Below are 25406 nucleotides of genomic sequence, written 5' to 3' on the forward strand. Positions count from 1 at the left end.
AGCGAGTTTCCTTTGTGGCACCCAGAAACGGGTAGGCGGGGTTTCTGCTTTAAGAGGCATCTGCCGTGGTCGATTCTGCAGGTTCTGCGACTTTCCGCACTAAATCTGCGAGTTCAGACTGAGGTGCCTGCCGCAGCTGAGTTCTAAAATCCTCTTTCATGATCGCACGCGCAAGACGGGAAAGAATCTTCAAGTGTTGTTTGCCGGCATCAGAGGGAACGCAGATGAGGAATACGAGATCGGTTTCCTCCCCGTCGGTCCACTCGATTGGAGTATCTAATCGGGCAAGCCCTACCATCGCGGCATGAGTTCCGGTGCTGCGTGAATGCGGTATAGCGACACCGTAGCCTACGCTTGTCGACGCCAACCGCTCTCTCTTAAGCGATGCGTCTACTACAGCGCGCACATCCGAAATCCGCCCGGCAACAACACCTTTATCTACAAGACACCGAATAGCTTCCTCACGGTCCTTCATCGAACCCGAGTACACCAATTCATCCATAATGATTGGTTCATTCGGTTTAACAGACGCTGCCGCTTCCTCTGTGTTTTCTTGAAGAGGCGCCTCGGGGGTCAAGGCCGCCATGGATGTTCTTTTTGCGCTGAATCCGACAAGGATCAAAGCCAACGCACACGTGACAGCCACACCAACTGCCAAGGCTAAGAAGTAGCCGCCCACATTGTCTACTGCCCCCAGCACCGCGACGATAGGACCGCCGTGCATAACGTGGTCCTTAACTCCTAACGCCCCTGCTAATGCAGCAGCTACTGCTCCTCCGATCACATTCGCGGGGATAATCTGCAATGGCCGGGCTGCAGCCAGCGGGATAGCTCCCTCTGTAATACCGAAAAAGCCCATGAACACAGACGCAATACCGGCATCGCGTTCAGGTTTAGTAAAGAGACTGCGACGCATAAGCGTGGCCGCGCCAACGCCCAACGGTGGAACTGCAATTGCTGCAGCGATCATGCCCATGGGCAGAGCGTTACCTGCCGCAATGAGCCCTCCTGAGAAAAGGAAAGCAGTCTTATTAAAAGGTCCTCCCATGTCAAAGGCTATCATCGCCCCAAGGATTGCTCCGAGGACCAAGACAGATTCCCCTTGCATCGAGGCAAGGTATCCCGTGAGTGCTTCAAAGAGTGCCGCGATCGGGTGTCCCAAAACGTAAATAAACAAAAGGCCAACAATCACCGTGGTAAGAATCGGAATCACAATAATCGGCCAAATGGGCGCCACGTATTTGTGCACAGGTATCTTACGAATTCCCAGCGCCACATAACCGGAAAGAAATCCGGTAACAATACCGCCTATGAACCCAGCACCTGCTTCTGAGTTGTATAAAGACCCGGTAGTAGCCACCAGCCCTGTGATAAATCCTGGTGCGAGACCTGGACGATCAGCGATTGCCTGAGCTATATACGCAGACAGAACAGGGACCATCAGACTAAAAGCCAATACACCAAGCTGTTGCACGGTATCCCAGAAGGACCCCTCGGGAATCTTGAGTCCTTCCGCAGTCGGTTGCCCTCCTATGGATAAGGCAATAGCGAGCAGGAGACCGCCGGTCACCACAAAAGGAATCATGTGAGACACGCCGTTCATCAACGCCGCATACATGATTCTTCCCGATGCTCCCCTAGTCTCTGGTCTCGACTGTTGGGAGGATTCTAGAGACTGCACATCCTCTGATGCAGCCGGCTCCGTGGCATCGCGGGTTTTAGCTGCATTCACCACCCGTTGTAATAGCGCATTCGGCTCACGAATGGCGTGCGCAACCGATACGTTTACCAAGGGTTTATTCACAAAACGCGCTGTGTCGATTGTTGTGTCGGCTGCGATGAGGACGGCGTCGGCACGCTCAATATCTTGATCGCTGAAGGTGCCTTCAACACCAATAGAACCGTGCGTCTCTATCTTGAGTTCTATGCCCTCGGCATGTGCTGCCTCAGTGAGACGCTCCGCCGCCATGTACGTGTGAGCGATTCCAGTCGGACATGCGGTAATCGCAAGCACAAAAGGAACCTGATGTACTGTTTCACTCATATGTCCGATCATAAGAGCGAAAGTGACTCAGCGGTAGGATATCCCTATTATGTGATTTGCGAGATACTCCTCGGCTTCTCACTCAATGGGATCAGTTAATCCGCGTCTGGCTGCCAGGCACACGCCGCAGTCGTTGCGGTATCAATGTGCCCTTCCACCGAGGTTCCATACCAATAGATATCATGCGGCAGCAGCCCCACCACGACTTTTGTGGCGGATCGCAGGTCAAGTGTCGAATATCCAGTGAGCACAATACGATAAAGCTGCTCAACACTGGGCGGGTGACCTTCAACCTGTGCATACTGAGTCACCAACATATTATCCGGCTCGCAGGTGAGGTCGATCGGATCAATCACAATGCTCGTAACCTCATAGCCGTGGCTGCTCAGGCCATCACGCAGCGCCGCATGTATGTTGTCTCGCTGGCCAGGAATAATCAGTGCATTAAGGTCAGTGGATATTTTTCTTTTCATATCCTTAGTAACAGCGCACAGGGGCAATCATTCCCGGCCATTCACTTTCTTCTCACTCTTGTGGCAACTGCGCTAAGAACTCACGATCTTTTTTATCCAGGTCACAAGCCTCAAGTAGTTCTGGCCGAACCCGTTGGGTGCGCTCCAGTGATTTTTCTCGACGCCAACGATCTACTTTTGCGTGATTACCAGAGAAAAGAACATCTGGAACCTCTAGGTCACGCCACACGCGAGGCTTGGTGTAACTGGGACCTTCCAACAAACCATCGGAAAAAGAATCTTCCTCGTGGCTTCGTTTATTTCCTAAGACTCCCGGAATCAGCCGAACAATAGCTTCCGCTATAACCAAGACGGCGACTTCCCCACCGATAAGCACGTAATCTCCGATTGAGACTTCGCGCACGCGATAACGGTGAGCAGCATCGTCGATAACGCGTTGGTCGATGCCCTCATACCTTCCGCAGGCAAAAACGATGTGTTCTTCATTTGACCATTCTTGCGCGTCTTTTTGAGTGAAAGGCTTCCCCGCCGGTGTTGGCACAATAAGTAACGGCAATGAGGAGTCTTCATCCTCGCGCTGATACCCAGTCTGTTCTACACCCTCGATGTCATCATGGCGGGGTTTATCCAGATGCGGAAGTGCGGATTCCAGAGATTTTGCGGCTGAGGCGAGGCCGGTTCCCTGTGCTACGTCATCGAGCGCAGGCCCCCACACGGTTGGCTTCATGACCATGCCAGGTCCCCCGCCAAACGGAGAATCGTCGACAGACTTATGCGCGTCGGTCGCCCATTGACGTAGATCATGTATGCCGACGCTCAGAATATCTTTCTCGATCGCTTTACCCAGCAAGGCATGGCGAAGCGGGTCCAAGTATTCCGGGAAGATGGTAATGACATCAAGCCGAAGTTTTCGCGCAGTCATTACAGCTCCAAAAGTCCATCGGGAGGAGTAATCGTGCACGTTCCTTCTTCTAGGTCTACCTCGGGAACGATAGCGTGAACAAAGGGGACAAGTACTTGTTTGCCGCCAACGAGCTCAACTTCCAGGATTTCTCCGGCAGGGCCATGCATCACGCCCGTTATCTCCCCGATCTTTTTGCCCTCTTGGAGTACGTCCAACCCCTCAAGCTCGTGATCGTAGAAGCCTCCCTCGTCATCATCGTTTTCTAGCGGTGGCGCGAAGAACTGAGTCCCCCTCAAGCTATCGGCTGCTGTACGATCAGGGATTTCTTCAAATTTAATGAGCAGACGGCCTTGGTGCACCCGCCCAGTGGCTATGGTCAAGCGATGTTCTTTTTTCCCCTGCCTACCATTGAGCACTTCCCCCACCGCAAAACGAATATCTGGTTCGTCGGTGGTTACCTCAACGGCGACTTCCCCCTTGATTCCGTGAGATTTAACTACTCGCCCAATCATTAATTCCATGGACAATACTTTAACAGCTCCCCTTCCTGTTGCTTCCGCTGTCATCTGTTGCCGCTTTTCTTGCATGCTTATCGACGCCCACCTATATCCCTTCCTAGTCACATAGCGCAGATGTTCTCTGGTGCACGAGTAAAAAGCAGAGCTATCCTTGCCTTAACTATCCCCCTAGCCTGGTAGGAGCAAGATCATGAATGTCCCCACCAATACCCCTCATAGTTTCGGAGAAGCCCACCACACGTGGGATGCAGAAAGCGCAACTAGCCTCGATGTTTTACGTGAGGCTCCGGCTGCTGATCCTCAGCGTAAAGTCCCGACCGTGACCAGGCTACTCCAAGCTGAAGGCGCCAATATCATCGTTTTCACTTTTGCTCCCGGACAGGTTCTCAACGACCACAAGGCGGCGCATCCCGTTACCATCCAGTGTTTGCAAGGTTCTCTCGACGTAGAATGCCCTGATAAAACGGTACGGCTTACTCCAGGGAAGGTTCTCCATCTACCGCAACGGGTTATCCACAAAGTGAGTTCCCCTTCCGATTCTGCTTCCGAAGCAATCTTGTTGTTAACCATGTTGACGGGAAAGAGCTAAGTTTCAGCGCACAACGCAAAAACCGCCTAAGTGGACAACGTCCTTCTTAAGCGGTTTATGTGCTTGAAAACTAAACAGAATTACTCTGCAGCAGCTTCTTCGGTAGCCTCTTCAGCCTTCTCGGCTTTCTCAGCCTCAGCGGCAGCCTTAGCAGCTGCATCTTCCTTAGCCTTGCGCTTCTTCTCGGTGATAGCCTCAGCGGTAGGGCCCTCGTTAGCTTCTGCCAGTGCCTGGTTGAACAGCTCCAGCTTGGAAGGCTTAGGCTCTGCAACCTGAAGGGTGCCCTCGGCACCCTCGATGCCCTTGTACTTCTGCCAGTCGCCAGTCACCTTAAGCAGTGCAAGAACAGGCTCGGTTGGCTGTGCGCCAACGCCCAACCAGTACTGTGCACGCTCCGAATCGATCTTGATAACGGAAGGGTTCTGCTTTGGCTCGTAGGTACCGATGTTCTCGATAACCTTGCCGTCACGACGAGTGCGAGCATCTGCGATAACAACGCGGTAGTGCGGGGTACGGATCTTGCCCATACGCTGCAGCTTGATTTTAACAGCCATGAAAGGCTCCTTCTTGGGTCACTGGGAAGTACAGGCGTTCTTTGCATGTGCATTGAACCGGTTCATCCCTTGATTTACCTGCGGTGACTCAGACCGGCCGACCGTAGACGGTGACGGTATGACGCAGGAATGTCTTGTAACGTTCCCTCACAATTGAGACAACTCTAGACACAATACAGCACTCCCCTTGGCCATTCCAATTTTTCTATAGTGGACTAGCCAAGGAAAAGCATCTGCTTATTTCTTACCGCCAAAGTCAAGGTTGTTCAGATCAATGTTTTCCATGCCTTTAGGCATCTTAGGCATCCCCGGAAGATTCGGCATGCCGCCAAAGCCGCCAGCTCCACCCATTTGCTCTTGCATTTTTTGTAGTTCAGCCATGCTTGGCATACCTGGCATGCCCGGCATACCGCCGTTCATAGCGCCACTACGGTTTTTCGCCGGTTTACGCTTACCATTTTTGCCTTTACGGCCCTTGGGCTTCTTCTTGGTTGCGCTACGTCCGCCGCCGCCCATGCCCAATTGTCCGGCCATCTTGCTCATCATCTTCTTCGCTTCAAAGAAGCGCTCTACAAGTTGATTCACCTCAGAGACGGCTACACCGGAACCATTAGCGATACGTTTGCGTCGTGAAGCATTCAAGATCTTAGGATCTTCACGTTCTGCCGGCGTCATGCCACGGATAATCGCTTGGATACGGTCTAGCTGCTTCTCATCAACCATATCCGCCATCTGCGACATCTGCTTACCACCAGGCAGCATCTTCAAGATGTTCCCAAGCGGGCCCATCCGCCGCACCATCAACATCTGATTGAGGAAGTCCTCCAACGTAAGCTCGCCGGAACCCAGCTTCTGGGCGGTTTCCATGGCTTGCTCTTGATCGAGATTCTTCTCTGCTTGCTCGATGAGAGTAAGAACATCGCCCATGCCGAGGATCCTGCTGGACATACGCTCGGGATGGAAGACGTCAAAATCCTCCAGCTTTTCACCGGTAGAGGCAAACATGATGGGTTTTCCGGTGACTTCACGGATAGAAAGCGCAGCACCACCACGGGCGTCACCATCCAACTTGGTCAGCACGACACCTGTGAAATCAACGCCGTCGCGGAAGGCTTCAGCCGTATTCACGGCGTCCTGACCGATCATGGAATCGATAACAAAAAGGACTTCATCAGGGTTAATCGCATCACGAATATTCCGCGCCTGAGTCATCAGGGCCTCATCAATACCCAAACGACCCGCAGTATCGACGATAACCACGTCATGCTGACTACGCTTTGCTTCTTCGATGCCCTGGCGAGCCACGCCTACTGGATCGCCATGAGAAGTGCCCATCTCATGCTCGTTGGAGTCGATGGATGTTCCTGGGTCTGGAGCAAAGGTGGGAACGCCTGCTCGCTCACCAACAATCTGCAGCTGTTGGACAGCGCCCGGGCGCTGCAGGTCACATGCCACCAACATAGGAGTATGACCTTGGGATTGAAGGTGCTTAGCCAGCTTTCCAGCAAGAGTGGTCTTACCAGCACCCTGAAGGCCTGCCAGCATGATCACCGTAGGAGGGTTTTTGGCCAAATTCAGGCGACGAGTTTCCCCACCAAGAATCCCGGTCAATTCCTCATTGACAATCTTGATAACTTGTTCAGCCGGGTTAAGAGCCTTAGATACTTCAACCCCTAGTGCACGATCTTTAATTCGTGCTATGAATCCGCGAACCACTGGCAGGGAAACATCGGCTTCCAACAGTGCCAACCGGATTTCACGCGCGACAGCATTGATGTCAGCCTCGGTGACTTTGCCCTTTGACCGTAGGCCTGACAGGGCATTGCCTAGCCGGTCAGACAGAGATTCAAACACGAAACGCACACTCCCTTTATGGACCTTCCCTGCGCACCTTTAATTACACCGCTGGGAAAATCTCGCGTGGACTTGAAGATTAACGTTCCTATGTTAACCGTTGGTGAGTACCTTGGTCACGTCACGCTCAACTTTGGCACGGTCAAATCCCTCAGCGAGCTCACATTGCATGATCATTGTCGCGCCCGGGTTACTCATAGTCAGCCACAAAACATCAGGCAAGACACCCAGCACAGCTCCTAAGCCACCTCTACGATCAGCTGTCCTGACCTCTAGAATATTGCCCACCCAAAATGTCGCAGACATACTCTTTTTAATACTTGGCAGGGACGAGTACACCCCCGACTTATATGCCTGTACGAACTCACATGGATCAAATCCCGTCCCCACAGTGTTATGCACTTGGAGCTCCGCAATCACGTGTTTGTCCTCGTCAGCGCCGTTCATCTTGAAGCGTGCCGACTCAATATTCCACCCTTTAGCCGCAATCAGCGCCAAGACCCTGACGCTTTCCCGCATGTACCGGCCTTTCCAATACACGGTGGCATTGCCGCTTTCCCTACCAGGGCCCATAGTCGCACCGGTGTTCAGGACATTACGTTCAGAACTGTTGGAAATTTTAGGAACCAAACCAATATCCAGCGGAATATCAAATTCTGGTGGTTCGGGAGTCAACGAGGTAAGTCGAGCACGAGCACGGCTGCATAAGGCTTGGGTGCCAAGTTTCAACACCGCACTCCATACGCCTGGCGCGGTGCCTTCAGCATCCGCCTCCACCAGGGACTCTAAGAGGTTGAGGGTGAGAAGATCATAATTGACAGCGTCTAAAAGCATTGTTACGGCTTCATCGCTTGTTGGATCAAGGCGGCCGACAATCTGCGAAATCCTTGTGTGTTCTACGACGAGAGTCTCGACCACGCTCAGATCTTGCTCATTCAGCCGAAGCTTGCGCCCCATCTCCACGACAAATTCCGCACCAACAATTTCATGAGGCCTGCCGTATCCTTTACCAATGTCATGGAAGAGCGCAGAAAGAAATAGGAGATCCGGACGAGCCACGCTGACACTTCGTGCTGCACAATTGGCCGTGACTACTATGCTGTGTTGATCAATTGTGTGAATATGGACTGCTTCACGCGGCATCCGCCCCCTGATATGTCCCCATTGGGGGATCATTTTCTCCCAAAATCCATGATCGTCAAGCTGTTGGATAATCCGCGGGCTATGAACTGATGAGCTCAAAAGCTCAAAGAAGTCACCACCTGCCCCCACAGGCCATGGAATTGGTAGCTCAGGAAGATTCTCCAGCCGAGGCCATACTGAATCGCTGATGGGCATACCGGTGCGCGCGCTTGCAGCTGCGACTCGGAGAACTAAGGCAGGGTCCTTGAGATTTGGATTGCGAGACAAGGAAATTTCATCATCAACGGCAACCACGTCAACGTCGATAGGCCGACGTACAGCGCGTCTTACGTGATTACGCCGAGGAAGAGCATTTCGAGCGGTGCTCAGCGCATGATTGGTGGCATCATTGATAGTCCGAGCGGCGTGAGCTAGGGCGCGAGAAAGCTCATATCTGTCATCAAAACCCAGGTCGAGCGCAATATCTGCAGCGAATTCCGGATCCAAGACGTCTCGAGCGCGCCCTGCGTGTTGATGCAAGAGAGTGCGGACGTCGAGAAGCAATCTGCGTTGAGAGTCAAGAGGTGGCACGTCGCAGAGATGCCCTAATGCAAGCGCTCGTATCAACTCGATGTCTCTGAGACCGCCGCGCCCGTGTTTGAGATCAGGGTGCGTCATTGCAACAACCGAACCAGAGCGGCGCCAACGCGCAATAGCTGTATCGGAAACCGCATTAAAGTTTTTGTTCAGTTCCCTACGCCAGGTTTCTAGGGTCAACCGCCGAGTTTGCTCAGTAAGCTCTGGATCACCACTGACATGCCTAACATCAAGCAATGCCAACGCAGCCGTTGAATCATCTGAGACCATGCTGGCACATTCCTGCGGGGTACGAACTGCATAGTCAAGCCGCATTTTTGCGTCCCAAATGGGGTACCACAAATCTGCAAGACCATCGAGATTTAATCCTGCTGGGTGAAGAAGAATTAAATCCAGGTCCGATTTTGAGGTCATTTCTTCTCTGGCAAAGGAGCCCGTCGTGGCAAGCGCGGCACCTTCGGGGATATGAAGCTTTTTCACCAACGCCTGCGCACGTCGATACGCCTGTTCCCGAATTTCTAGCGCCCGTTGCGACCCACCATTCTCAATTGATTGAGCTACAGCTGTTACGTGCGCGGTTTTGTCGCATGGGTCGGTCGCAGAATGCGTCACAATCTATCCTTAACGGAGCTATGTCTTCGGTCTAATGGGAGAACCCATCAGCTGCAGAGTAGGCAGCTGTATTTTAGATTGCGTCAGAACCGCGCTCACCTGTACGAACGCGAATAAGATCATCGACAGGGGTGACCCAGACCTTACCGTCTCCGATCTTGCCGGTGTGCGCCGAATCAACAACGGCGCGTACGACGTCATCTAGAAGATCATCATCAATAACGATTTCAATCTTGACCTTTGGCACAAAGTCCACCGCGTACTCAGCACCACGATAAACTTCCGTATGGCCTTTTTGCTGGCCAAAGCCTTGGGTCTCTGTCACCGTCATGCCGTGCACACCCACCTGCCCCAGAGCATCTTTAATGTCTGTCAGCGTAAAAGGCTTAACAATGGCAGTAACGAGCTTCATCGAGAGATCTCCTCATTCATCAACACACCTGCAACCAAAGCATAACGACGAGTCCGCGTTGTCCTACGCCACCTCGCGCTTAGCCTCAGCGATATTAATCTTTCGAGTTTCTAGTGTAGCTAGTCTGGACCACTCAATGCTGCTTGCACTGGTTAACCTGGGTGTTTTCCCTATAGCAGCTCGATACAACAGTGAATAAGGAACAAGTAATCAGCGTGGCAGTTCCGGTTATTGTTCTCATTCTTGTATTCGTTCTTTCCGAGGAAAATCCGGTTTTATACGTCCTATAGCTAAAGCCCCTTGTGTGATGAGTCTTGGTGTACCACTCACCGCACAAGGGGCTTTAGCTTGCTGCTTTAACCAAGCAACGCGTCAACAAAGCCTTCTACTTCAAAAGGTGCCAGGTCATCGGCGCCTTCTCCTAGCCCGACCAATTTGACGGGAACCCCGAGGTCTTCCTGAACCTGGAAGACAATACCGCCCTTGGCAGTTCCGTCTAGTTTGGTCAAAACCACACCCGTAATGTTCACGACCTCGCGGAAAGTTCGCGCCTGTGTAAGCCCGTTCTGACCTGTGGTGGCATCCAGAACCAGGAGAACCTCATCAACCACAGCTTTCTTTTCCACAACACGCTTGACCTTCCCCAGCTGATCCATCAGGTTACTGGAGTTATGGAGGCGGCCTGCGGTATCTACAAGCACCACGTCGGCACCAGCTTTTACTCCCTCAGCAACCGCATCAAAGGCAACTGAGGCTGGATCGGCACCTTCAGCCCCACGTACCGTACGCGCACCGACTCGTCTACCCCACGTTTCAAGCTGATCAGCCGCCGCTGCACGGAAGGTATCTGCAGCCCCCAACACCACCGAATGGCCCATAGCTACCAGCACGCGCGCGAGCTTACCCGTTGTTGTGGTCTTACCAGTGCCGTTTACCCCTACTACCAGCACCACAGCAGGTTTTCCCTCATAAGGCATCGCTTTAATCGAGCGATCAAGCTCCGGCTTGCACGCACGGATCAGGCATTCTTTTAGCATCGCGCGTGCATCGGCCTCACTAGCCACTCCCCGCTCGGCAATCATTTCGCGTAAGTCTTCTACCACCTTCATCGTGATAGTTACACCTAGATCAGCCTGGATTAACTGCGCTTCAATATCTTCCCACGCGTCTTCATCAAGCTCGCCTGCAGAAAGCATGCCCAAGACAGATTTTCCAAAGACATTCTGGGATCGTGACAAACGACCTCGTAGCCGTCCGATACGTCCGCTTGCTGGAGCGATATCGTCTTGAGGCTCAGCCTGAACCGCTTCTGTTTCCGCAGCACTATCCGCAGGCGCATCTGCAGCCTCTTCTAAGGCCTTTTCTGCACCAGATGCTACGACGCTTGCTGCGGCTGCAGCTTCATACGCGTCTTCTTCTAGTTTCGTCTCTTCCTTTTTGTCTTCGTCATGGGTAGCAGAGTCTTGTGCTATGTCCTCGACGGGTTCTTCATGGAATTCATCAAGCTCCACAAAGTTTTCTTCGACATGCTTGGCTTGTTCTTCTGCTTCTTTCTGCTGCTCAAATCGTTCTTGGGCCTCGGCAGCAGCTTCAGCCGCAGAGGCTGCATCTGATTCAGATTCCACGTGATGAGCCACTGGCAGTTCCGAGTCCGAGACTGGATCAACTAGCTCTGACTCATTGAGGTGTACACCAGGTTTTTCTGTTTCCTGTGTTGTCAATGATTCTTCCGACAGATCTCGCGGCGCTACCGGCTCTATCGGCGCTTCCTGCGCTGGCTCAGAGGAGGCAGAAGCAACTGGCAGTTTTTCTTCGGGAGAAGCAGAGGCCTGTCCAGCAGAGAAGTTAAAACCGCCTTGAGCTTGATAGTTTCCGGAACGTTCTTGCTGTGTAAGTTGTTTTGGTTCGCTCTCATCACCACGATCAAAACTAATGGTTTTGGATCGTTTTCGGCTAAGGCCAACAGCAATAACCACGATGAGCGCAAGGACGACAATAAGGATGCCGATTAACACAGGAGTTGACATACCTCTAATAGTTGCAAATTCTTGCGGGTTTTACACCTCTGTAGCCTTTCATATCCCCTAGCAACGCCCTAAGCAGCAACGCAAAAACCCGTAAAACGTAAGTTCCAACCACGTTTTACGGGTTTTGGGCAAGCTCTGTGTTTAAGTCCGACTTTTAAGCGATACCTGGTTTCGCCAGCGCCAGGATAATGGCATCTGCAGCGATCAAGTCGCCGGTGACAAGATCCGGCACGACGTCGGCAAGCTTTGCCCAACCCGGTGTTGCCGCATCGAGCGTTTTATTGGAAGACACCAGCCCGTGAGCATGCATTCGAGCGGCCAAAGCCAGCACCAGGGAGACTACCGGTGTAAGTGCCCACAAATTTTCATGTGCATCGGTGTCTACGCCATCAAGTTTGTCAAAGCGAATCCTCGCCATTGAGTAGAGAACCTTATTCGTGCTGCGCAGGGTACGAAGTAACGTCACTGCTGCTTTAATGAGTCCTTCATTGCTCAAGAGCTCGCGCAGTTCGGTGCGTTTGTTAAAGGTTTCAAAGACCGCAAGCAAACGCGTCCCGTCGTCCATGAGAGATCCAGGAACGATTTGTGAGCGAGAGAAGAACATCTCCAACAGCGCTGCTTGCTGGGCTTTAGCCATACTTGCAATCGCCACTGTGGATTTGTCAATGCACGCTGTATCCAGCGTCGTATCACGTCCGGTCTTCAGGATGCTCACAACGTTATCGCCGGCAATGTCTTTGATGTTGGCAAGAATCTCTCGCTTTGCGGCCACACCATCACTGATTTTCTTTCGACCCGTATCAGCCTTTGCAGGAGTTTCTCCACCGAGTACGGCGGCGACCAAATCTTCATCGGCCGCAGCAGTCTCAGCAGGCTCTGCTGCAACTGGTTCCAGCGGTTTTCCGTCTGCACCTGTCATGGAATCCAGGGAGCCCAACAGCTCTAGCACGCCGATCCATGGTGCTCTGTGATGAGTACCTACTCCTGCCTCAAACCTTGCTCGCACCAAACCACTTTCTACCACGCGGCCAGGCTGCTTACCTGCGGGAACAAGTGATTCTGATAGTCCTGTCAGCGCAGCACTTGGATTGCTGCTGAACACCTTGCGCACAGACTTAGCAGATTCTCCCGAAGCAACGCCCGTGGTCACCATGTCCCAGAGCACTGGCATGATGCTTTCCGACGCCGGCACTTCCTCAGTTTCCCCAGCCAGGAAGGCCGATAGCGCCCCAAGGGCAGGATCGGTTCCCTCAAAGTGTCCAGGTTGCTCAAGGATCACTGCATTGTCTCCTGGCGACACAGGAGCGATGAGAGTCATAAAACGATCAACTGTGTGTACTTGAACAATAAGATTTCCGGCGTTCACAAGTGAGCTTGGAAGCTTCACGGATCCTTCGACAACAGGAAGTGCACGCGCTGGAGCCCACGGCGCTGTAGCAGGCCATACCCAGACTCCCAAAGGACGTTCTCCGCCACCGGAAACCACAATGGTCTCATCGACCAAAGAGAGTTCCTCTGCATCGGAAGAATGTATATCTGCTAGTGCAACAGAAACACGTCGATCGCTTACGGGATCCGTCCATTCAAAGTCCACTCGCCCGGAAGGCAACACGTTGGTGGAGCTAGCGATCGTTGCCATGGGTGTGACGTAGGTGAGACCACCGTCGTTGCTACGCAAGCGTGCGGTTTTCACTGGTGCGCCATGGTGGTTGCGCACAGTGATCTTGGGATCGCCGAGCTCTCCACGACCGCGGATGCGCAGGATGCCGCGCATATCGATATCACGCGGGCGGAGAGTCAAACGGCTTGCGCGCCACATCGGAGGTTCCGTAAGAAGCGGAAACTCAAAAGCAAGGCTTGGTGGGCTAAAACGAAGAGGAAGCTGATCGCCTTCCTCCGTGGACACGATCACATTAGCGGCTGGTTCTAGTGCTCGCACCACAACCTCAGATGGCTCAACGATAAATTCTTTATCGCTTGAACGCAGTGTGAGGACTGTTTCCGATAATCCACCACCAGAAGGAATACGGAAGGAACGGCACGCACCAATGACGTTGATATTCGCGTGTGCACCCTCGACGATCGCGTATTCGTGCCTAAAGCTTTCATTGCGAGGACCACGCAGACGCACGAGGTATTCGCCTACCCAGGGGGCGTCGTAAAGCTCAGGATCGAAAACGGCAAAAGCTCCGCCCTCAGCAGGGACTTCCAAAGGCTCCGGCGGTGCGACCTCTTCGCCTGCGGAACCGACGCCACCAAACGAGGAAATAGTCAGGTACCAGGTTTCTGTTTGCCCCGATGGAGTGGGAGGAAATTCTGCGACGAGTGACTCGGCATGAATAGGAAGCCCGCCGGAGCTGCTCAAATAATCAATCGCATGGTCAGGAGACCGGAAAATGACGCGTTGACGAGGATCAACGCTACGTACTCGATCCATGCTCGGGTTCGTGCCCGGAGCCACGGTAGCAATAGAAGCCACGGTGTTGACGTCTAAATCGTGGCACAGCCAACCCTCCCAGCCTTCTACGGTAAAGGAATCAGACTCATAGATCTCATGATCGCTAACCACATCCATCAAGGTGGCGTCAGCTGGAGCCAAGACGAGAAGATTATGGTGATGGAGGGAAACTTTATCCGTCACGTTGGTGCCACGCGATGTAAAAATCACAGTTGGGTCGTCGTTATCCACCACCGGCACGTTCCACGTAATCCCGTTGGTTACGTCTTGAACGGTAACCTCGCGAACGGGGTGAGAAATGGTGACATCCAGCTGCTGTGATAAGCCAGAGACGTCTCCCCACGCGCACCCTGTGCGATAAACCTTTGTGGTTCCATCGATGCTAACGCGCCAGTTGACCTCTCCAAAGCTTCCATCTTCCAACGTAGGTACGCGCTGCTCAGGAAGCCGCAAACATACCTTTCGACGAGAAACATCAAGCAAAATTCGCGGACGTAGCTCACGGTTTGCCACGCCCACTGCAGACTCACGATCCAAAGTCCCCACCGGGCGCTCACGAAGTTCTGCGCGTACAGCTGCAGCAATAGGCGCGGGAAGCTGTGGTTCACAGCTAGCATAGGAGCGGTCAAACCAGGAATGCGGGTGCTCGAGAGCAAAGTCCCGCAATGCGGTAATACCAGCCAACACTCTGGTGGCTTCTACCGGTGCTACCGCAAGTGCGTGGGCAAACAACCGTGGCTCTGCAGCGGCAACGATTATTTCTGCGACTTCAGCTGCAGTGGTCACCTCGTGGGCGTCGAAAAGCTCTAGAAGCGCGGGGACCTCGTTGTTCACAATGCCAGCATGAACGCACAGTAGTTGAACAAGCTCAGTGAAATCTCCGACAGGCGCCGCATACAAATCAAGGGATACAAAAGCCGCTGGCGCTACCTCGGCAAGCACCTGTGCAACGTCCACCCCACCGACTACTGCCTGCGACTCTGGAGACAATCCCAATCCGCCCAGGTACTCAGCAATAAAATTATCGGTATCTACAACGCGACGCGCCCGACCCACCAAAGTGGTGATGGTCAACGCCGGGCTCACCCCTAACAGGGCCTTCAGATCTGCTCCGGCGACAAGCTGACGGGTAAGAAAGATACCGTAAAGCCGTTCAATTCTTTCAAGTTCATCGTCACGCAAATCAACGTTGATCACAAGCGTCTCAGCTTGAAGCCGCTGAGCGAGTTCCAATTCTGTTTGCGAAGCCCAACCTAGCAGTGAATCCGTAAGGTCTGCGATCGGATGAACTGACTCGCTCATGTGTCCTCTTTCTTAAAAGTTTTAGATGCAAAGTAGATACAAAGATGTGACAAAGATTCGAGGATACCCTGCACAAAGGCTCAATGCCTAACTGCCACAGCACGCTGAATACTCATAAATTTCAGCGCTATAATCCGGTTAACGATGCCAAAGAATATGGGCAGCCCGTGCTAATTCTGTGAGCGTTTTCTCAAACCCTGTCTTGTGGTTTGTTCTATCAAGAATCGTCGTGCTCAACAGTTATTACGCCTGGGCTCATGCGCTGAGAGATCACACGCGTTACACCGTCGCCACGCATTGTCACACCATAAAGCACGTTAGCTACATCCATCGTTGGTTTCTGGTGCGTAATAACGATGAGCTGAGAGTCTTTCCGTAGCTCTTCAAACAAGGCGATCAAGCGACGAAGGTTTACGTCATCAAGTGCTGCTTCCACCTCGTCCATCACATAAAACGGGCTGGGCCGAGCACGGAAAATAGCAACCAACATTGCCAGCGCAGTCAGCGATTTCTCACCGCCAGAGAGCAAAGACAACCGCTTTACTTTCTTTCCTGGCGGACGAGCTTCCACTTCAATTCCTGTAGCCAGCATGTCTTCGGGCTCAGTCAGAATAAGACGCCCCTCCCCGCCCGGAAACAAAGTTGCAAAAACCTTCGGAAACTCCGCCTCTACGTCACGCCATGCGTCGGTAAAAAGTTGCAAGATTTTCGCGTCGACGTCCTCGATCACGCCTCCGAGGTCTTGCCGTGCCTGTTCAACATCGGCAAGCTGGGTAGACAGAAACTCATAGCGTTCTTCTAGCGCCTTGAATTCCTCCAAAGCCAAAGGATTCACCTTGCCAAGCGCGCTGAGGTCTTTTTCCGCTTGCTTCAGGCGTGCGCGTTCCGCAGCTACATCAAAGTCAGCTCCCGGCGTGTAATCACGCAACAAATCCTGTATCGGGACTCCAAGTTGCTCGACTAATTTTTCTTGGGCTTCTTCTAGCCGCACCTGGGACTGGCTTTGGGCGATTTCTGAGGCATGAGCAGTATCACTCAGTCGGTTGAGCTGATTTTGCAGCGCATTGACCGTATCTTTTGCGTTAGCAGCCTGGGCAGCCAGGCGAGTACGTTCTGCGATAGCTGAGTTCTTCTCCGTGGCTGCTTTCTCCAATGCCGTGGATACCCGTTGGGCAAGGGTGTCCGCCCCCTCGGCAACGGTAGCCGCCAGACGAGACTGTTTTATCCGGCGTTCCATCGCTTGCTCATGGCGGATTTTTGCTTGGCGTTCGTAATGAGCTTGTCGACGCAGCCCCTCGCCCTTCCCCTGAGCATTTTCCGCTCGTTCCTCGGCTGTTCTAAGGTTCAGGCGTGCTTCCATCTCCATCGCTTTAATCTGCGCCAAGGCGGAAGCAGCTTCATCCCGGGCGATGCTGGAGGGTTCTTCTGGGATGTCATTGTCTGACACCCTATCCAGACGATTTTTTATCTCCTCCCATTCTTCCTGAAGCTGATTCATTCGTGCTTCAGCTTTTGTGCATTGTTCAAGAGCTTGTTGGTGTTGCTTTTGGTGAGCATCACACTGCTGCTGCAACCTGGAACTGTCCCTTTCAGCTTCAGCAATTCGATGCTGATGGTCCCTTAGAGCCGCCGTCGCGCGGGCAGCCGCAATGCGGGCCTCTGCAGCAGTATGATGGGCGCCTTCCAAAGTTCCAGATAATTCTTCTAACTGGGCATGGGCTATATCAAGCTCAGCCTGAGCAGTTTCTATATGAGACGCAGCTTCCACTGAGCTATAGCCACCAGAGCCTAGCTCAATCCACCCTTGCCCCAGCATGGTTCCCTCAGAAGTCACAGCACGCAGCCGTGGATCTTGTTCTATGAGGATGTGCCCCGCTTCTAGGTTTGGCACCCATACTGCGTCGGCAAGCACTCGCGTGATAGCGCCACGAACATCGCTGTCTATGTCTACGTGGTCTAGTAGCCATGATGCGTCAGAGGGCAGGTCAGCATCCATACGCCAACCATCGGACCCCGCGCTAGTGACCACAATGGTTCGAGCAACCGAATCAATATCGAGATCGTTCACAGATCCTGCGTCAAAAGCCGCAGCTGCTAATGCCTCAGTAAAGCGTCCCAGAGCGGCAGAAACTGCTTTCTCTGTACCCGGTCGCGGACGGACCTTTGGCCCAAGAGGCGTGCATTCCTCCAGCCCAGAGAGAGCTTTTTCTGAGGTCACTACCTGCATGGTTGCTGTTAAAGTCTCGATGCGCGATTCCAGCCGAGACACTAATTTGTCAAGGGAACCACGCTGTACGCGGAGCTGCTCAAGCCTCTTCTCGGAGGTTTCGGCTTCCGTCGTTGCCTGCGTATGAAGCTCGTTGAGCGGAGACATCTCCGCATGTAGCTGGGCTACGGACTCATCTATTGCGTTTTTCTCATTTATCAGCTCGCGCTGGCGCTGAGAAGAGGCCTGGTATGTCTCCGTTAAGCGCGAAACTTCAGCGTGAGCTGATTCAACCTGCTTGCGTTGGGATTCTTCCGAAGCAAGCAACCTGACTACACCTTCACGTTTATCAGCAATAGCCCGGACCTGCGCTAGGTGTTCCTGTTCTGCCTCGCGAGAAGCCTCCTCACGCTGCTCTACCTCTTCTTGAATGGCTTCTAAGCGCTCCCGCGCGATTTCTGCAGCCTCCGCCAGTTCCTGGTATTCGTTATCTGCACGCGCGGCTTTGTTCTCTAAAATATCTGGATCTGGGCCAGAATATGCGACTTCTTGTATGGAAGAAGCACGGTCGGAAGCAATTCTCTGAGTCGCGGCTACCCTCTCCGCCAAAGCAGAAAGCTCAAACCATAGGTGCTGTGCACTTTCTGCGCGCGGAGTTGCCTCCGCTAGGTGATCGTCTATCTCCGTTTGCTGCGCAATCGCTTCTTCGAGTTGTTCGGTGACGAGCTCAACTTTTTCCACTAGCACCCGCGCCTGGGATTCCGCAGAATTAAGCTCTTCTTGTAATTCCACGACGCGGTGCCCTGCAAGCCGTAATCTAGAGTCTCTTACGTCTGCTTGGACGGTAGCGGCACGTTGCGCGGCTTCGGCTTGGCGCGCCAGTGGCTTAAGTTGCCGACGCAGCTCCGTTGTGAGGTCATTAAGGCGATCCAGATTTGCTTGCATGCCGACGAGCTTGCGTTGTGCTTTTTCTTTTCGCCGCCGATGTTTGAGTACCCCCGCAGCCTCTTCGATGAACGCCCGGCGGTCTTCAGGACGCGATTCAAGTATTTGTGCAAGTCTTCCCTGCCCAACAATAACGTGCATTTCCCGACCAATGCCGGAATCAGAAAGCAGCTCTTGGATGTCCATAAGGCGGGCCCGGCTGCCGTTAATTTCATATTCGCTAGCCCCATCACGGAACATACGGCGGGTAACGGAAACTTCACGATATTCAATAGGCAAAGCGCCATCGCTATTGTCGATGGTGAGCGTAACTTCCGCCCGGCCAAGTGGTTTACGCTCCCCCGCCCCTGCAAAAATGACGTCTTCCATCTTGCCGCCACGCAGGTTCTTTGCGCCTTGCTCCCCCATTACCCATGCAAGTGCATCCACCACATTGGATTTTCCAGACCCATTCGGGCCGACCACAGCGCAAATGCCTGGCTCAAATTTTAGGGTCGTCGCAGAGGCAAAGGACTTAAATCCCCTCAGCGTAAGCGACTTCAAATACACCCAAGGCAGTCTAGCAAAACATCATGCAGAGGATTCCCGACAAGCCAGCAAACACATGTGTTTTAGCGGGTGATAAAACCGCGCACGCCTTTGGGCTCGGACCAGAGTTCCACCACCGTAGATACGGTTCCAGGCCTGCCATCTACATCAGGACTTTGAAGAACATTCAACATACTTTGACAGGATTCAGCGTCGCCTTCTGCAACAACACATACCCGACCGTCCACAAGATTAGTGGCAGAACCGGCTAACCCGCGCTCCATCGCTTGGGTATATGTCCACCATCTAAACCCCACCCCTTGTACATGTCCATGAACCCAGGCGGTAAGCCGAACCTGCTCAGGTTGTTTCGTTGCTCCCTTAGGTTCACAGTTGTCCATGTATCGACCTTTCATGATGAGTTTCCACTACCCTACCCAAGTCCCTTTATAAGCGTGTCGACGCTTCCTGACACTATTTTTACTCCTAAAACGGAAGAACCCTCCGCTTTATTCGGGGCTCTCTTTGACAAGCTCCCGCATAGCAGAGGGTTTTCTGATGTTCTCCGTAATTACACTTCGCGCACGATCTGATGATCGCGTCGAGTAACCGGATCCGAGCCATCCCAGCACTCTACATTTTTCAGCTCGGGGAGCATATCGCGGTGGAAAACAGGATCAAGTCCTTTTGCTTTTTGCTGGTTGTAATTCTTCAACAGCTTCACAGCAACTCCGCCCAGCGGAACAATAGCAATCAAGTTGATCACGACCATTGTCGCAGCAAAGGTATCACCCAAAGCCCAAACCAACGGCAGCGGGCCGATGGCTCCGCCGAACACACACGCCATCACGATGATGCGGAAAGTAGTCATCACAGCTTTAGAGTTTGTGAAGTACTCAATGTTTGACTGTGCCAAGAAGGTATTACCGATCACCGAGGAAAATGCGAGGAAGAACAGGATTACGGTAACAAAGTGTGTGCCCCATGCCCCGACCTCGCCAGCGAGAGCCGACTGTGTCAAGGTAGCGCCCTGAACGTTATCGCCAAAAGTCGGGTTACTCAGCAAAATAATGAAAGCGGTAATTGAACACACCAAAATCGTGTCAAAATACACGCCCAAAGTCTGCACCAGCCCCTGCTTCACCGGGTGGGAGACGTTGGCTGTTCCTGCAGCATTCGGTGCGGAGCCTTGACCGGCCTCGTTAGAGAACAAGCCACGACGCATACCGTTCATAAACGCAGCGCCCACTGTGGCGCCTGCGATCTCTTTGAACCCCAAAGCATGTTCCAGGATGTTGGCAAACATTCCAGGGATTTTTTCCATGTTGAGCAGCAAAACAAGGATACCGATAGCCAGATAAGCCAATGCCATAACTGGAACGATTATCTGGGTAAAGTTTGCAATCCTGTGAACACCACCAAAGATAATCACGCCAGTCACAGCCGCTAGGATCAGCCCAACGATGACTTTAAAAGTCATCGTTGACGAGTCGAAAGAAGCACCAGTCGCCTCGACGATGGAGTTTGCTTGGATTGAGTTATAAACAAAACCGTAAGTAATCGTGATGGCTACACCAAAGATAACTGCCAGCCACCGCGCATTCATACCACGGGTCATGTAATACGCTGGGCCACCGCGGTACGTGCCGTCCGCAGTTTTTGTCTTCCACAGCTGTGCCAGAGTCGATTCCACAAAGGCCGTTGCGCCACCTAGAAGCGCGATCATCCACATCCAAAAAACGGCGCCGGGGCCACCCAGCGTGATTGCTACGGCAACTCCGGCGACGTTTCCGGTTCCTACACGGGAAGCGGCAGAAATGGTGAAAGCTTTGAACGCAGAAATACCTTGTTCATCTGTGCGGGACTCAGGTGTGTCTTGTTTTTCCGCAACTGCTCGGAACATATCTGGAATCATTCGAATCTGAACGACCAGTGTACGAACAGCGAAGTAGACTCCTGCGGCAATGAGAAGGAAGGGAATGATCTTCCAATAATTGTCATTGATGACGTCAGTGACAAACGTCTGCACACTTTCCATGTGGCGAATCGTACCGGCAGTGACTTAATCTCACGTAATCCTGACGTGTGAGGCACCGCATCATTAGCCCCCGATCCATATGAAGTTAATAAAGATATAAGGGACAGTCGCCGTATTTTCCTTGGGAAATACCGGTTTTCTAGCTAACCCGCTACGTATTTTCATATTCGGTAAGAATGAGCTGAGTACCCCACAATCCCCTGTTTTCGCTTCAAATAAACTCCATATTTTTGGTTGGTTAGCCGAAAATATTTCATTGTCTATAGATGTTTATGGAACAGTTACTGCAGCCGCTGACATTGTGGACAAAAGTGACTTGATCTGTTGGAGAATTTTTCCCGCATCACCGCACAACCGCAGCGCCCGCAAGGTCTTCCTTCTTGCCCATACGCATGCAAAGAAACGTCAAAATAGCCAGACTCCCCATTTACATTGACGTATAGCGAATCAAAACTCGTTCCACCCTGCAATAGGGCTTTATTCATCACTATTTGTCCCTCGCACAGAAGCGAGTGAATCGCGCTCAGGGAAAGCCGATGCGCTTTCTGCCTAGGATGTATTTGCGCAGACCACAGCATTTCATCTGCATATATATTGCCGATTCCCGCAATGATTTCTTGATTAAGAAGCAGTTTTTTAATCTCTACATGCTTGGATTTTATCAATCGCGCTGTTGTCATAAGATCTTGCACGGGTTCCAATAGATCGGCCGCTATATGGGCCATTGGTTCGGGAACTAATCGATTATAGGCATAGGTCAACTCAGCAAGTCGCCAGTAGCCAAACGTGCGCTGATCTACAAACCATAGTTCCCCGTGCTCCCCCTTAGCACTCAGGGAACAACGAATCCGAGTATGGGGATGCGAGTGCGCATCAGCGTTCTTAATAAGCATCTGCCCACTCATGCCCAGGTGCACCATAAGCGCGCAGGAGTCATCTAAAACGAACCACAAAAACTTCCCACGCCGATGCACCGAGGAAAGCGACCGCCCGTGTAGCCGCGCCTCAATCTCCTGTGCGCCACCTTCTGTATAGCGGACAGCACGCGGATGAGAGACTGTTATCGACGTCAAAGTCTTCCCAACAGCGTGGCATTCCAGGCCTCGACGAACAACCTCTACCTCTGGCAACTCAGGCACGGCACGATCCCCATTTTAAGGATTTAAGAAAACGTGGGGTTTTCTTGAAGAAAGACAACCGCTTTATGTGCTGCCGCCTGCTCCGCAAGCTTCTTGTTCGGCCCTACGCCCTCTCCCAAAGCTGTAGTGCCTACGGTCACTACAGCAGTAAAAGTCTGGCTATGCTCTGGTCCCGTAGAAGAAGCTTCATATACCGGTACCGGAAGTTTACGCTCAGCAGCGCGCTCCTGAAGGGTGGTTTTCCAGTCTTGGTGCATGCCGACTGCACTAGCAGTATCAATCTTCTTTTGGAATAGTCGTAAAACTGTGGCTCGAGCAGCTTCAAACCCGTGTGCTAAGTAGATTGCTCCCAAGAGCGCTTCAGTGGTATCTGCAAGAATCGATTCCTTGTCCCTACCATTAGTCATCAGCTCCCCTTTGCCTAGCAAAATGAAGCTACCCAGCTTAATCTCACGCGCAATATCAGCAAGACCATAACGGCTTACGATGCTCGCGCGCATCTTGGAAATATCGCTTTCCGCTCTCGATGGGTACTGTTCATACAATTTACCAGCAACGGATAATCCCAAAACGGCATCGCCAAGGAACTCTAGGCGCTCGTTATTAGGAAGGCTACCGTTTTCATTAGCAAAAGAACGGTGCGTCAGTGCCAGCATTAACAGGTTTTCAGGGATATCAATCCCTAAAGCCTCAATCAACGACGCATAATTAATACGATCGAAGGCTTCCTGCAAGGCGTCAAACCCGGTTGCACGCTGCTTTTTTCTACTCACAGGAATTTCTCCAATCCAGCCCAGCGCGGATCAGTTCGATCCTGTTCTTCCCCGGACACACCATCAGGTGCTGGAACATCGGATCCGGAATCATCGCAACCGGTTTCGCATACCGGGTTAAACGGTAAGTTCATACCGGCTTCATCGATAACAACTTGGAGGAGATCTATCGAGTCGCCAACAATCTTTGACACATCGTCCTCCCCCTCATTGTCCTCCCCTTGGATAAAGTCATCCGTTGCCGCGAAAACTTCACGCACATGAAATTCTGCGTCCGGAGTGAGCAGCTTCAAGCAGCGTGCGCATTCCCCCTTCAGCTCCGCACGAATGGTAGCTTCTGCCATAACGGCATCTCCCAGCGGAACAAGAGTTGCATCAACTTGGACCGGGCCGCCTTCTGGAATCCCAATCATTGCGGGACCAATGCGAACAGGACTAGGTCCGGTCTGTGTCAAGGTTTCAGGCATAGCGGAGCCCCGCAACAGCGAGGACACGTTAAAAATAAAAGGAGAAGAGTCGTTCATCATCGTCCCTTAAGTGTACTCGCTAGCACTGCTAGCGAGTATTTGCGTACCGTGAAAAGACCCTAGCCCTCGTATCCGCCGCGTGCTGACGGCATGGTCGTTGCACCGCCAGAGGCTCCTGCACCTCTACGCAAAGCCGCACGATCACGAGAGATAGTACGAAGTGTTGCGGAGAGCGAATCTTCAAACTCGGACAATTTGTTCTCCACAAATGCATCGCATTCTTGGCGCAGACGGTTCGAATCAGCATGAGCCGCATCAACAACTCGATGAGCCTCTTCGTTCGCACGACGCACCACTTCAGCTTCACTAACCAGCCTATGCTGTTCCGCCAGCCCCTCATCCACACTGCGTTGGTACTGCTCGTTACCACTTGCGACGATGCGTTCGGCTTCATTCTGCGCCCGGTTAACAGTGTCATCGGCTTCTCGACGCGCACTGTTAACCATGTGATCAGCGTCGTCTTGCGCTTTAGCCACTGTGGCATGGGCACGGTTTTCTGCGTCTGTAAGCATTGTGTCCGACTCTTGACGAGCACGTTCCATAATGCTTGTGGCCTCACGATCCGCTGAAGAAACCGTTTCGTGTGCTCGTTCCTCAGCACCACGAATAATTTCATCACGTTGGTCGAGAACATCTTGCGCATCATCAACTTCAACCGGCAACGCATTGCGTAGGTCGTCGAGAAGCGCCAGCATCTCATTACGAGGAACCATGCAGTTAGACGTCATTGGAACGCCATATGCCTGCTCTACAGTCTGGACAAGTTCATCAAGGCATTCGAATACGCGATACATGCCTCAAGGGTACTTCCCAGCACACAGCCTTTTCCATTCTTAGCACTAAATTATTTCCTCCAACCCATGGGAACTGGGCTTTTACTTATAAGTCTCCCCCAAAAATATCGTCACAGAGGTACTTTTACGCCACAAAAGAGGGCAATATTCACATGTGAGCATGCTTTAAAAGCACTCCAACACTAATCGACACTTTTCTTATTGTGTACAATCTTTTGTACTTAGCACGCGCTTTCAAGCCTTATCATCAGGACCCCTGCACGACTTTTTCAATACAGCTTTCTTTTCTCAACGCTGAGTGTCTCAGACAATAAATCGACCCTCACCTAGAAAACTGGAATGAAACATCTTTCACGTAACCGCGTGCAATCCCCCCTATCTCCATGAAGGACCCCCATGACTCGTAAACTTGTAACAACACTTTTCTATTCTGTCGATGGTCGCGCCACCCGCCCCGACACATTCCAATTCGATGCTTTTGGCCAGGAATTAGCACAGCTCATGACCGAAAGCATCGGACGTATCGACGACGCGATTCTTGGACGTAACAGCTACAACGAATGGTCAGCCTATTGGCCTGCTGTTACCGAAGGGCCTGACGCCGGCTTCGCTGACTTTATTAATTCCACACCAAAGCATGTGGCCAGCACATCATTGCAGACTCAAGACATTACGTGGTCCAATGCACGGCTTATCGACGATGAGCTCATCACCTACATTCGCAACCTCAAGGAACAGCCTGGACGCGATATTGCAATCCAAGGTTCGCTCTCCATAGTCCGCCAGTGTGTGGAGGCTGGCATCGTGGATGAAATCACGCTCATTATGCATCCGGTGATCGTTGGTACCGGCCCCACGCTTTTTGAAGGTCTCCCACTCACCCGGCTACAGCTCATTTCAGCGTCCACAACATCCAAAGGAAATGTTGTAGCCACATACGGACCACGCTCAGAAGCTATATAAAACCATGCTGCACATGTAAGTGGGAGA

General features: G+C 52.4%; 19 protein-coding genes. 2 read left to right on the forward strand and 17 right to left on the reverse strand.

All coding sequences use genetic code 11. From position 1 onward, the window contains the following. Positions 1–49: 49 nt before the first annotated feature. The 4 genes from CULFRC11_RS07000 to rimM form a co-directional block, all read right to left on the reverse strand. Entirely contained in the window at positions 50–2056 is a 2007-nt protein-coding gene (locus tag CULFRC11_RS07000; protein ID WP_023635925.1) for a fructose-specific PTS transporter subunit EIIC, read from the reverse strand. 83 nt (positions 2057–2139) lie between these two features. Next, entirely contained in the window at positions 2140–2517 is a 378-nt protein-coding gene (locus tag CULFRC11_RS07005) for a hypothetical protein (protein WP_023635926.1), read from the reverse strand. 52 nt (positions 2518–2569) lie between these two features. Next, positions 2570–3439, reverse strand: coding sequence for a tRNA (guanosine(37)-N1)-methyltransferase TrmD (gene trmD, locus CULFRC11_RS07010; protein WP_023635927.1), 870 nt, complete (start codon positions 3437–3439; stop codon positions 2570–2572). Then, positions 3439–3942, reverse strand: a complete 504-nt coding sequence (rimM, locus tag CULFRC11_RS07015; RefSeq protein WP_038621006.1) for a ribosome maturation factor RimM — start codon at positions 3940–3942, stop codon at positions 3439–3441. The genes trmD and rimM overlap by 1 nt, the downstream gene beginning before the upstream one ends. A gap of 187 nt (positions 3943–4129) precedes the next feature. Here rimM and CULFRC11_RS07020 point away from each other — a divergent pair, with 187 nt between their 5' ends. Further along, complete coding sequence (locus CULFRC11_RS07020) at positions 4130–4528, forward strand: cupin domain-containing protein (protein WP_023635929.1); 399 nt, start codon at positions 4130–4132, stop codon at positions 4526–4528. Between the two features lie 80 nt (positions 4529–4608). Here CULFRC11_RS07020 and rpsP read toward each other — a convergent pair whose 3' ends face one another. The 13 genes from rpsP to CULFRC11_RS07085 all read right to left on the reverse strand — a co-directional run bounded on the left by rpsP (position 4609) and on the right by CULFRC11_RS07085 (position 24416). Beyond that, positions 4609–5082 (reverse strand): 30S ribosomal protein S16, encoded by a 474-nt coding sequence (rpsP, locus tag CULFRC11_RS07025; RefSeq protein ID WP_023635930.1) that lies wholly within the window; start codon positions 5080–5082, stop codon positions 4609–4611. A gap of 237 nt (positions 5083–5319) precedes the next feature. Beyond that, positions 5320–6936 (reverse strand): signal recognition particle protein, encoded by a 1617-nt coding sequence (gene ffh, locus CULFRC11_RS07030; protein WP_013911799.1) that lies wholly within the window; start codon positions 6934–6936, stop codon positions 5320–5322. 93 nt (positions 6937–7029) lie between these two features. After that, positions 7030–9267, reverse strand: coding sequence for a [protein-PII] uridylyltransferase (locus tag CULFRC11_RS07035; RefSeq protein ID WP_023635931.1), 2238 nt, complete (start codon positions 9265–9267; stop codon positions 7030–7032). Between the two features lie 73 nt (positions 9268–9340). Further along, positions 9341–9679, reverse strand: coding sequence for a P-II family nitrogen regulator (locus CULFRC11_RS07040; protein ID WP_023635932.1), 339 nt, complete (start codon positions 9677–9679; stop codon positions 9341–9343). 356 nt (positions 9680–10035) lie between these two features. Continuing rightward, entirely contained in the window at positions 10036–11694 is a 1659-nt protein-coding gene (gene ftsY, locus CULFRC11_RS07045; protein WP_023635933.1) for a signal recognition particle-docking protein FtsY, read from the reverse strand. Positions 11695–11860: 166 nt separating this feature from the next. Beyond that, on the reverse strand, positions 11861–15466 hold the full coding sequence (locus CULFRC11_RS07050; protein WP_023635934.1) for a hypothetical protein: 3606 nt from the start codon (positions 15464–15466) through the stop codon (positions 11861–11863). Positions 15467–15683: 217 nt separating this feature from the next. Then, positions 15684–19166 (reverse strand): chromosome segregation protein SMC, encoded by a 3483-nt coding sequence (smc, locus tag CULFRC11_RS07055; RefSeq protein ID WP_023635935.1) that lies wholly within the window; start codon positions 19164–19166, stop codon positions 15684–15686. A gap of 62 nt (positions 19167–19228) precedes the next feature. Next, the gene (locus tag CULFRC11_RS07060; RefSeq protein WP_031270407.1) at positions 19229–19546 is read right to left on the reverse strand and encodes an acylphosphatase; all 318 of its coding nucleotides are present in this window, start codon (positions 19544–19546) and stop codon (positions 19229–19231) included. Positions 19547–19716: 170 nt separating this feature from the next. Continuing rightward, positions 19717–21183 carry an alanine/glycine:cation symporter family protein gene (locus CULFRC11_RS07065; protein ID WP_023635937.1) on the reverse strand — a complete coding sequence of 489 codons (1467 nt, stop codon included), beginning with the start codon at positions 21181–21183 and terminating at the stop codon, positions 19717–19719. A 281-nt stretch (positions 21184–21464) separates the two neighbouring features. After that, the gene (mutM, locus tag CULFRC11_RS07070; protein ID WP_038620635.1) at positions 21465–22322 is read right to left on the reverse strand and encodes a bifunctional DNA-formamidopyrimidine glycosylase/DNA-(apurinic or apyrimidinic site) lyase; all 858 of its coding nucleotides are present in this window, start codon (positions 22320–22322) and stop codon (positions 21465–21467) included. 23 nt (positions 22323–22345) lie between these two features. Further along, positions 22346–23095 carry a ribonuclease III gene (rnc, locus tag CULFRC11_RS07075; protein WP_014525972.1) on the reverse strand — a complete coding sequence of 250 codons (750 nt, stop codon included), beginning with the start codon at positions 23093–23095 and terminating at the stop codon, positions 22346–22348. Then, the gene (locus CULFRC11_RS07080) at positions 23092–23622 is read right to left on the reverse strand and encodes a YceD family protein (protein ID WP_038620639.1); all 531 of its coding nucleotides are present in this window, start codon (positions 23620–23622) and stop codon (positions 23092–23094) included. Before CULFRC11_RS07080 ends, rnc begins: the two co-directional genes overlap by 4 nt. A 59-nt stretch (positions 23623–23681) precedes the next feature. Then, positions 23682–24416 (reverse strand): DivIVA domain-containing protein, encoded by a 735-nt coding sequence (locus tag CULFRC11_RS07085; protein ID WP_013911810.1) that lies wholly within the window; start codon positions 24414–24416, stop codon positions 23682–23684. A 396-nt stretch (positions 24417–24812) separates the two neighbouring features. Between CULFRC11_RS07085 and CULFRC11_RS07090 the strand changes: the two genes are divergently transcribed. Beyond that, the gene (locus CULFRC11_RS07090) at positions 24813–25379 is read left to right on the forward strand and encodes a dihydrofolate reductase family protein (RefSeq protein WP_038620642.1); all 567 of its coding nucleotides are present in this window, start codon (positions 24813–24815) and stop codon (positions 25377–25379) included. Positions 25380–25406 lie beyond the last annotated feature (27 nt).

Origin of the sequence: Corynebacterium ulcerans, from assembly GCF_000767685.1 — a bacterium.
Lineage (GTDB): Bacteria > Actinomycetota > Actinomycetes > Mycobacteriales > Mycobacteriaceae > Corynebacterium > Corynebacterium ulcerans.

Coding starts and splice junctions, on each gene's coding strand:
- CULFRC11_RS07000 (WP_023635925.1), bottom strand. CDS start 2,056: ATGATCGGACATATGAGTGAAACAGTACATCAGGTTCCTTTTGTGCTT.
- CULFRC11_RS07005 (WP_023635926.1), bottom strand. CDS start 2,517: ATGAAAAGAAAAATATCCACTGACCTTAATGCACTGATTATTCCTGGC.
- trmD (WP_023635927.1), bottom strand. CDS start 3,439: ATGACTGCGCGAAAACTTCGGCTTGATGTCATTACCATCTTCCCGGAA.
- rimM (WP_038621006.1), bottom strand. CDS start 3,942: ATGGAATTAATGATTGGGCGAGTAGTTAAATCTCACGGAATCAAGGGG.
- CULFRC11_RS07020 (WP_023635929.1), top strand. CDS start 4,130: ATGAATGTCCCCACCAATACCCCTCATAGTTTCGGAGAAGCCCACCAC.
- rpsP (WP_023635930.1), bottom strand. CDS start 5,082: ATGGCTGTTAAAATCAAGCTGCAGCGTATGGGCAAGATCCGTACCCCG.
- CULFRC11_RS07040 (WP_023635932.1), bottom strand. CDS start 9,679: ATGAAGCTCGTTACTGCCATTGTTAAGCCTTTTACGCTGACAGACATT.
- CULFRC11_RS07050 (WP_023635934.1), bottom strand. CDS start 15,466: ATGAGCGAGTCAGTTCATCCGATCGCAGACCTTACGGATTCACTGCTA.
- CULFRC11_RS07060 (WP_031270407.1), bottom strand. CDS start 19,546: ATGGACAACTGTGAACCTAAGGGAGCAACGAAACAACCTGAGCAGGTT.
- CULFRC11_RS07065 (WP_023635937.1), bottom strand. CDS start 21,183: ATGGAAAGTGTGCAGACGTTTGTCACTGACGTCATCAATGACAATTAT.
- CULFRC11_RS07080 (WP_038620639.1), bottom strand. CDS start 23,622: ATGATGAACGACTCTTCTCCTTTTATTTTTAACGTGTCCTCGCTGTTG.
- CULFRC11_RS07085 (WP_013911810.1), bottom strand. CDS start 24,416: ATGTATCGCGTATTCGAATGCCTTGATGAACTTGTCCAGACTGTAGAG.
- CULFRC11_RS07090 (WP_038620642.1), top strand. CDS start 24,813: ATGACTCGTAAACTTGTAACAACACTTTTCTATTCTGTCGATGGTCGC.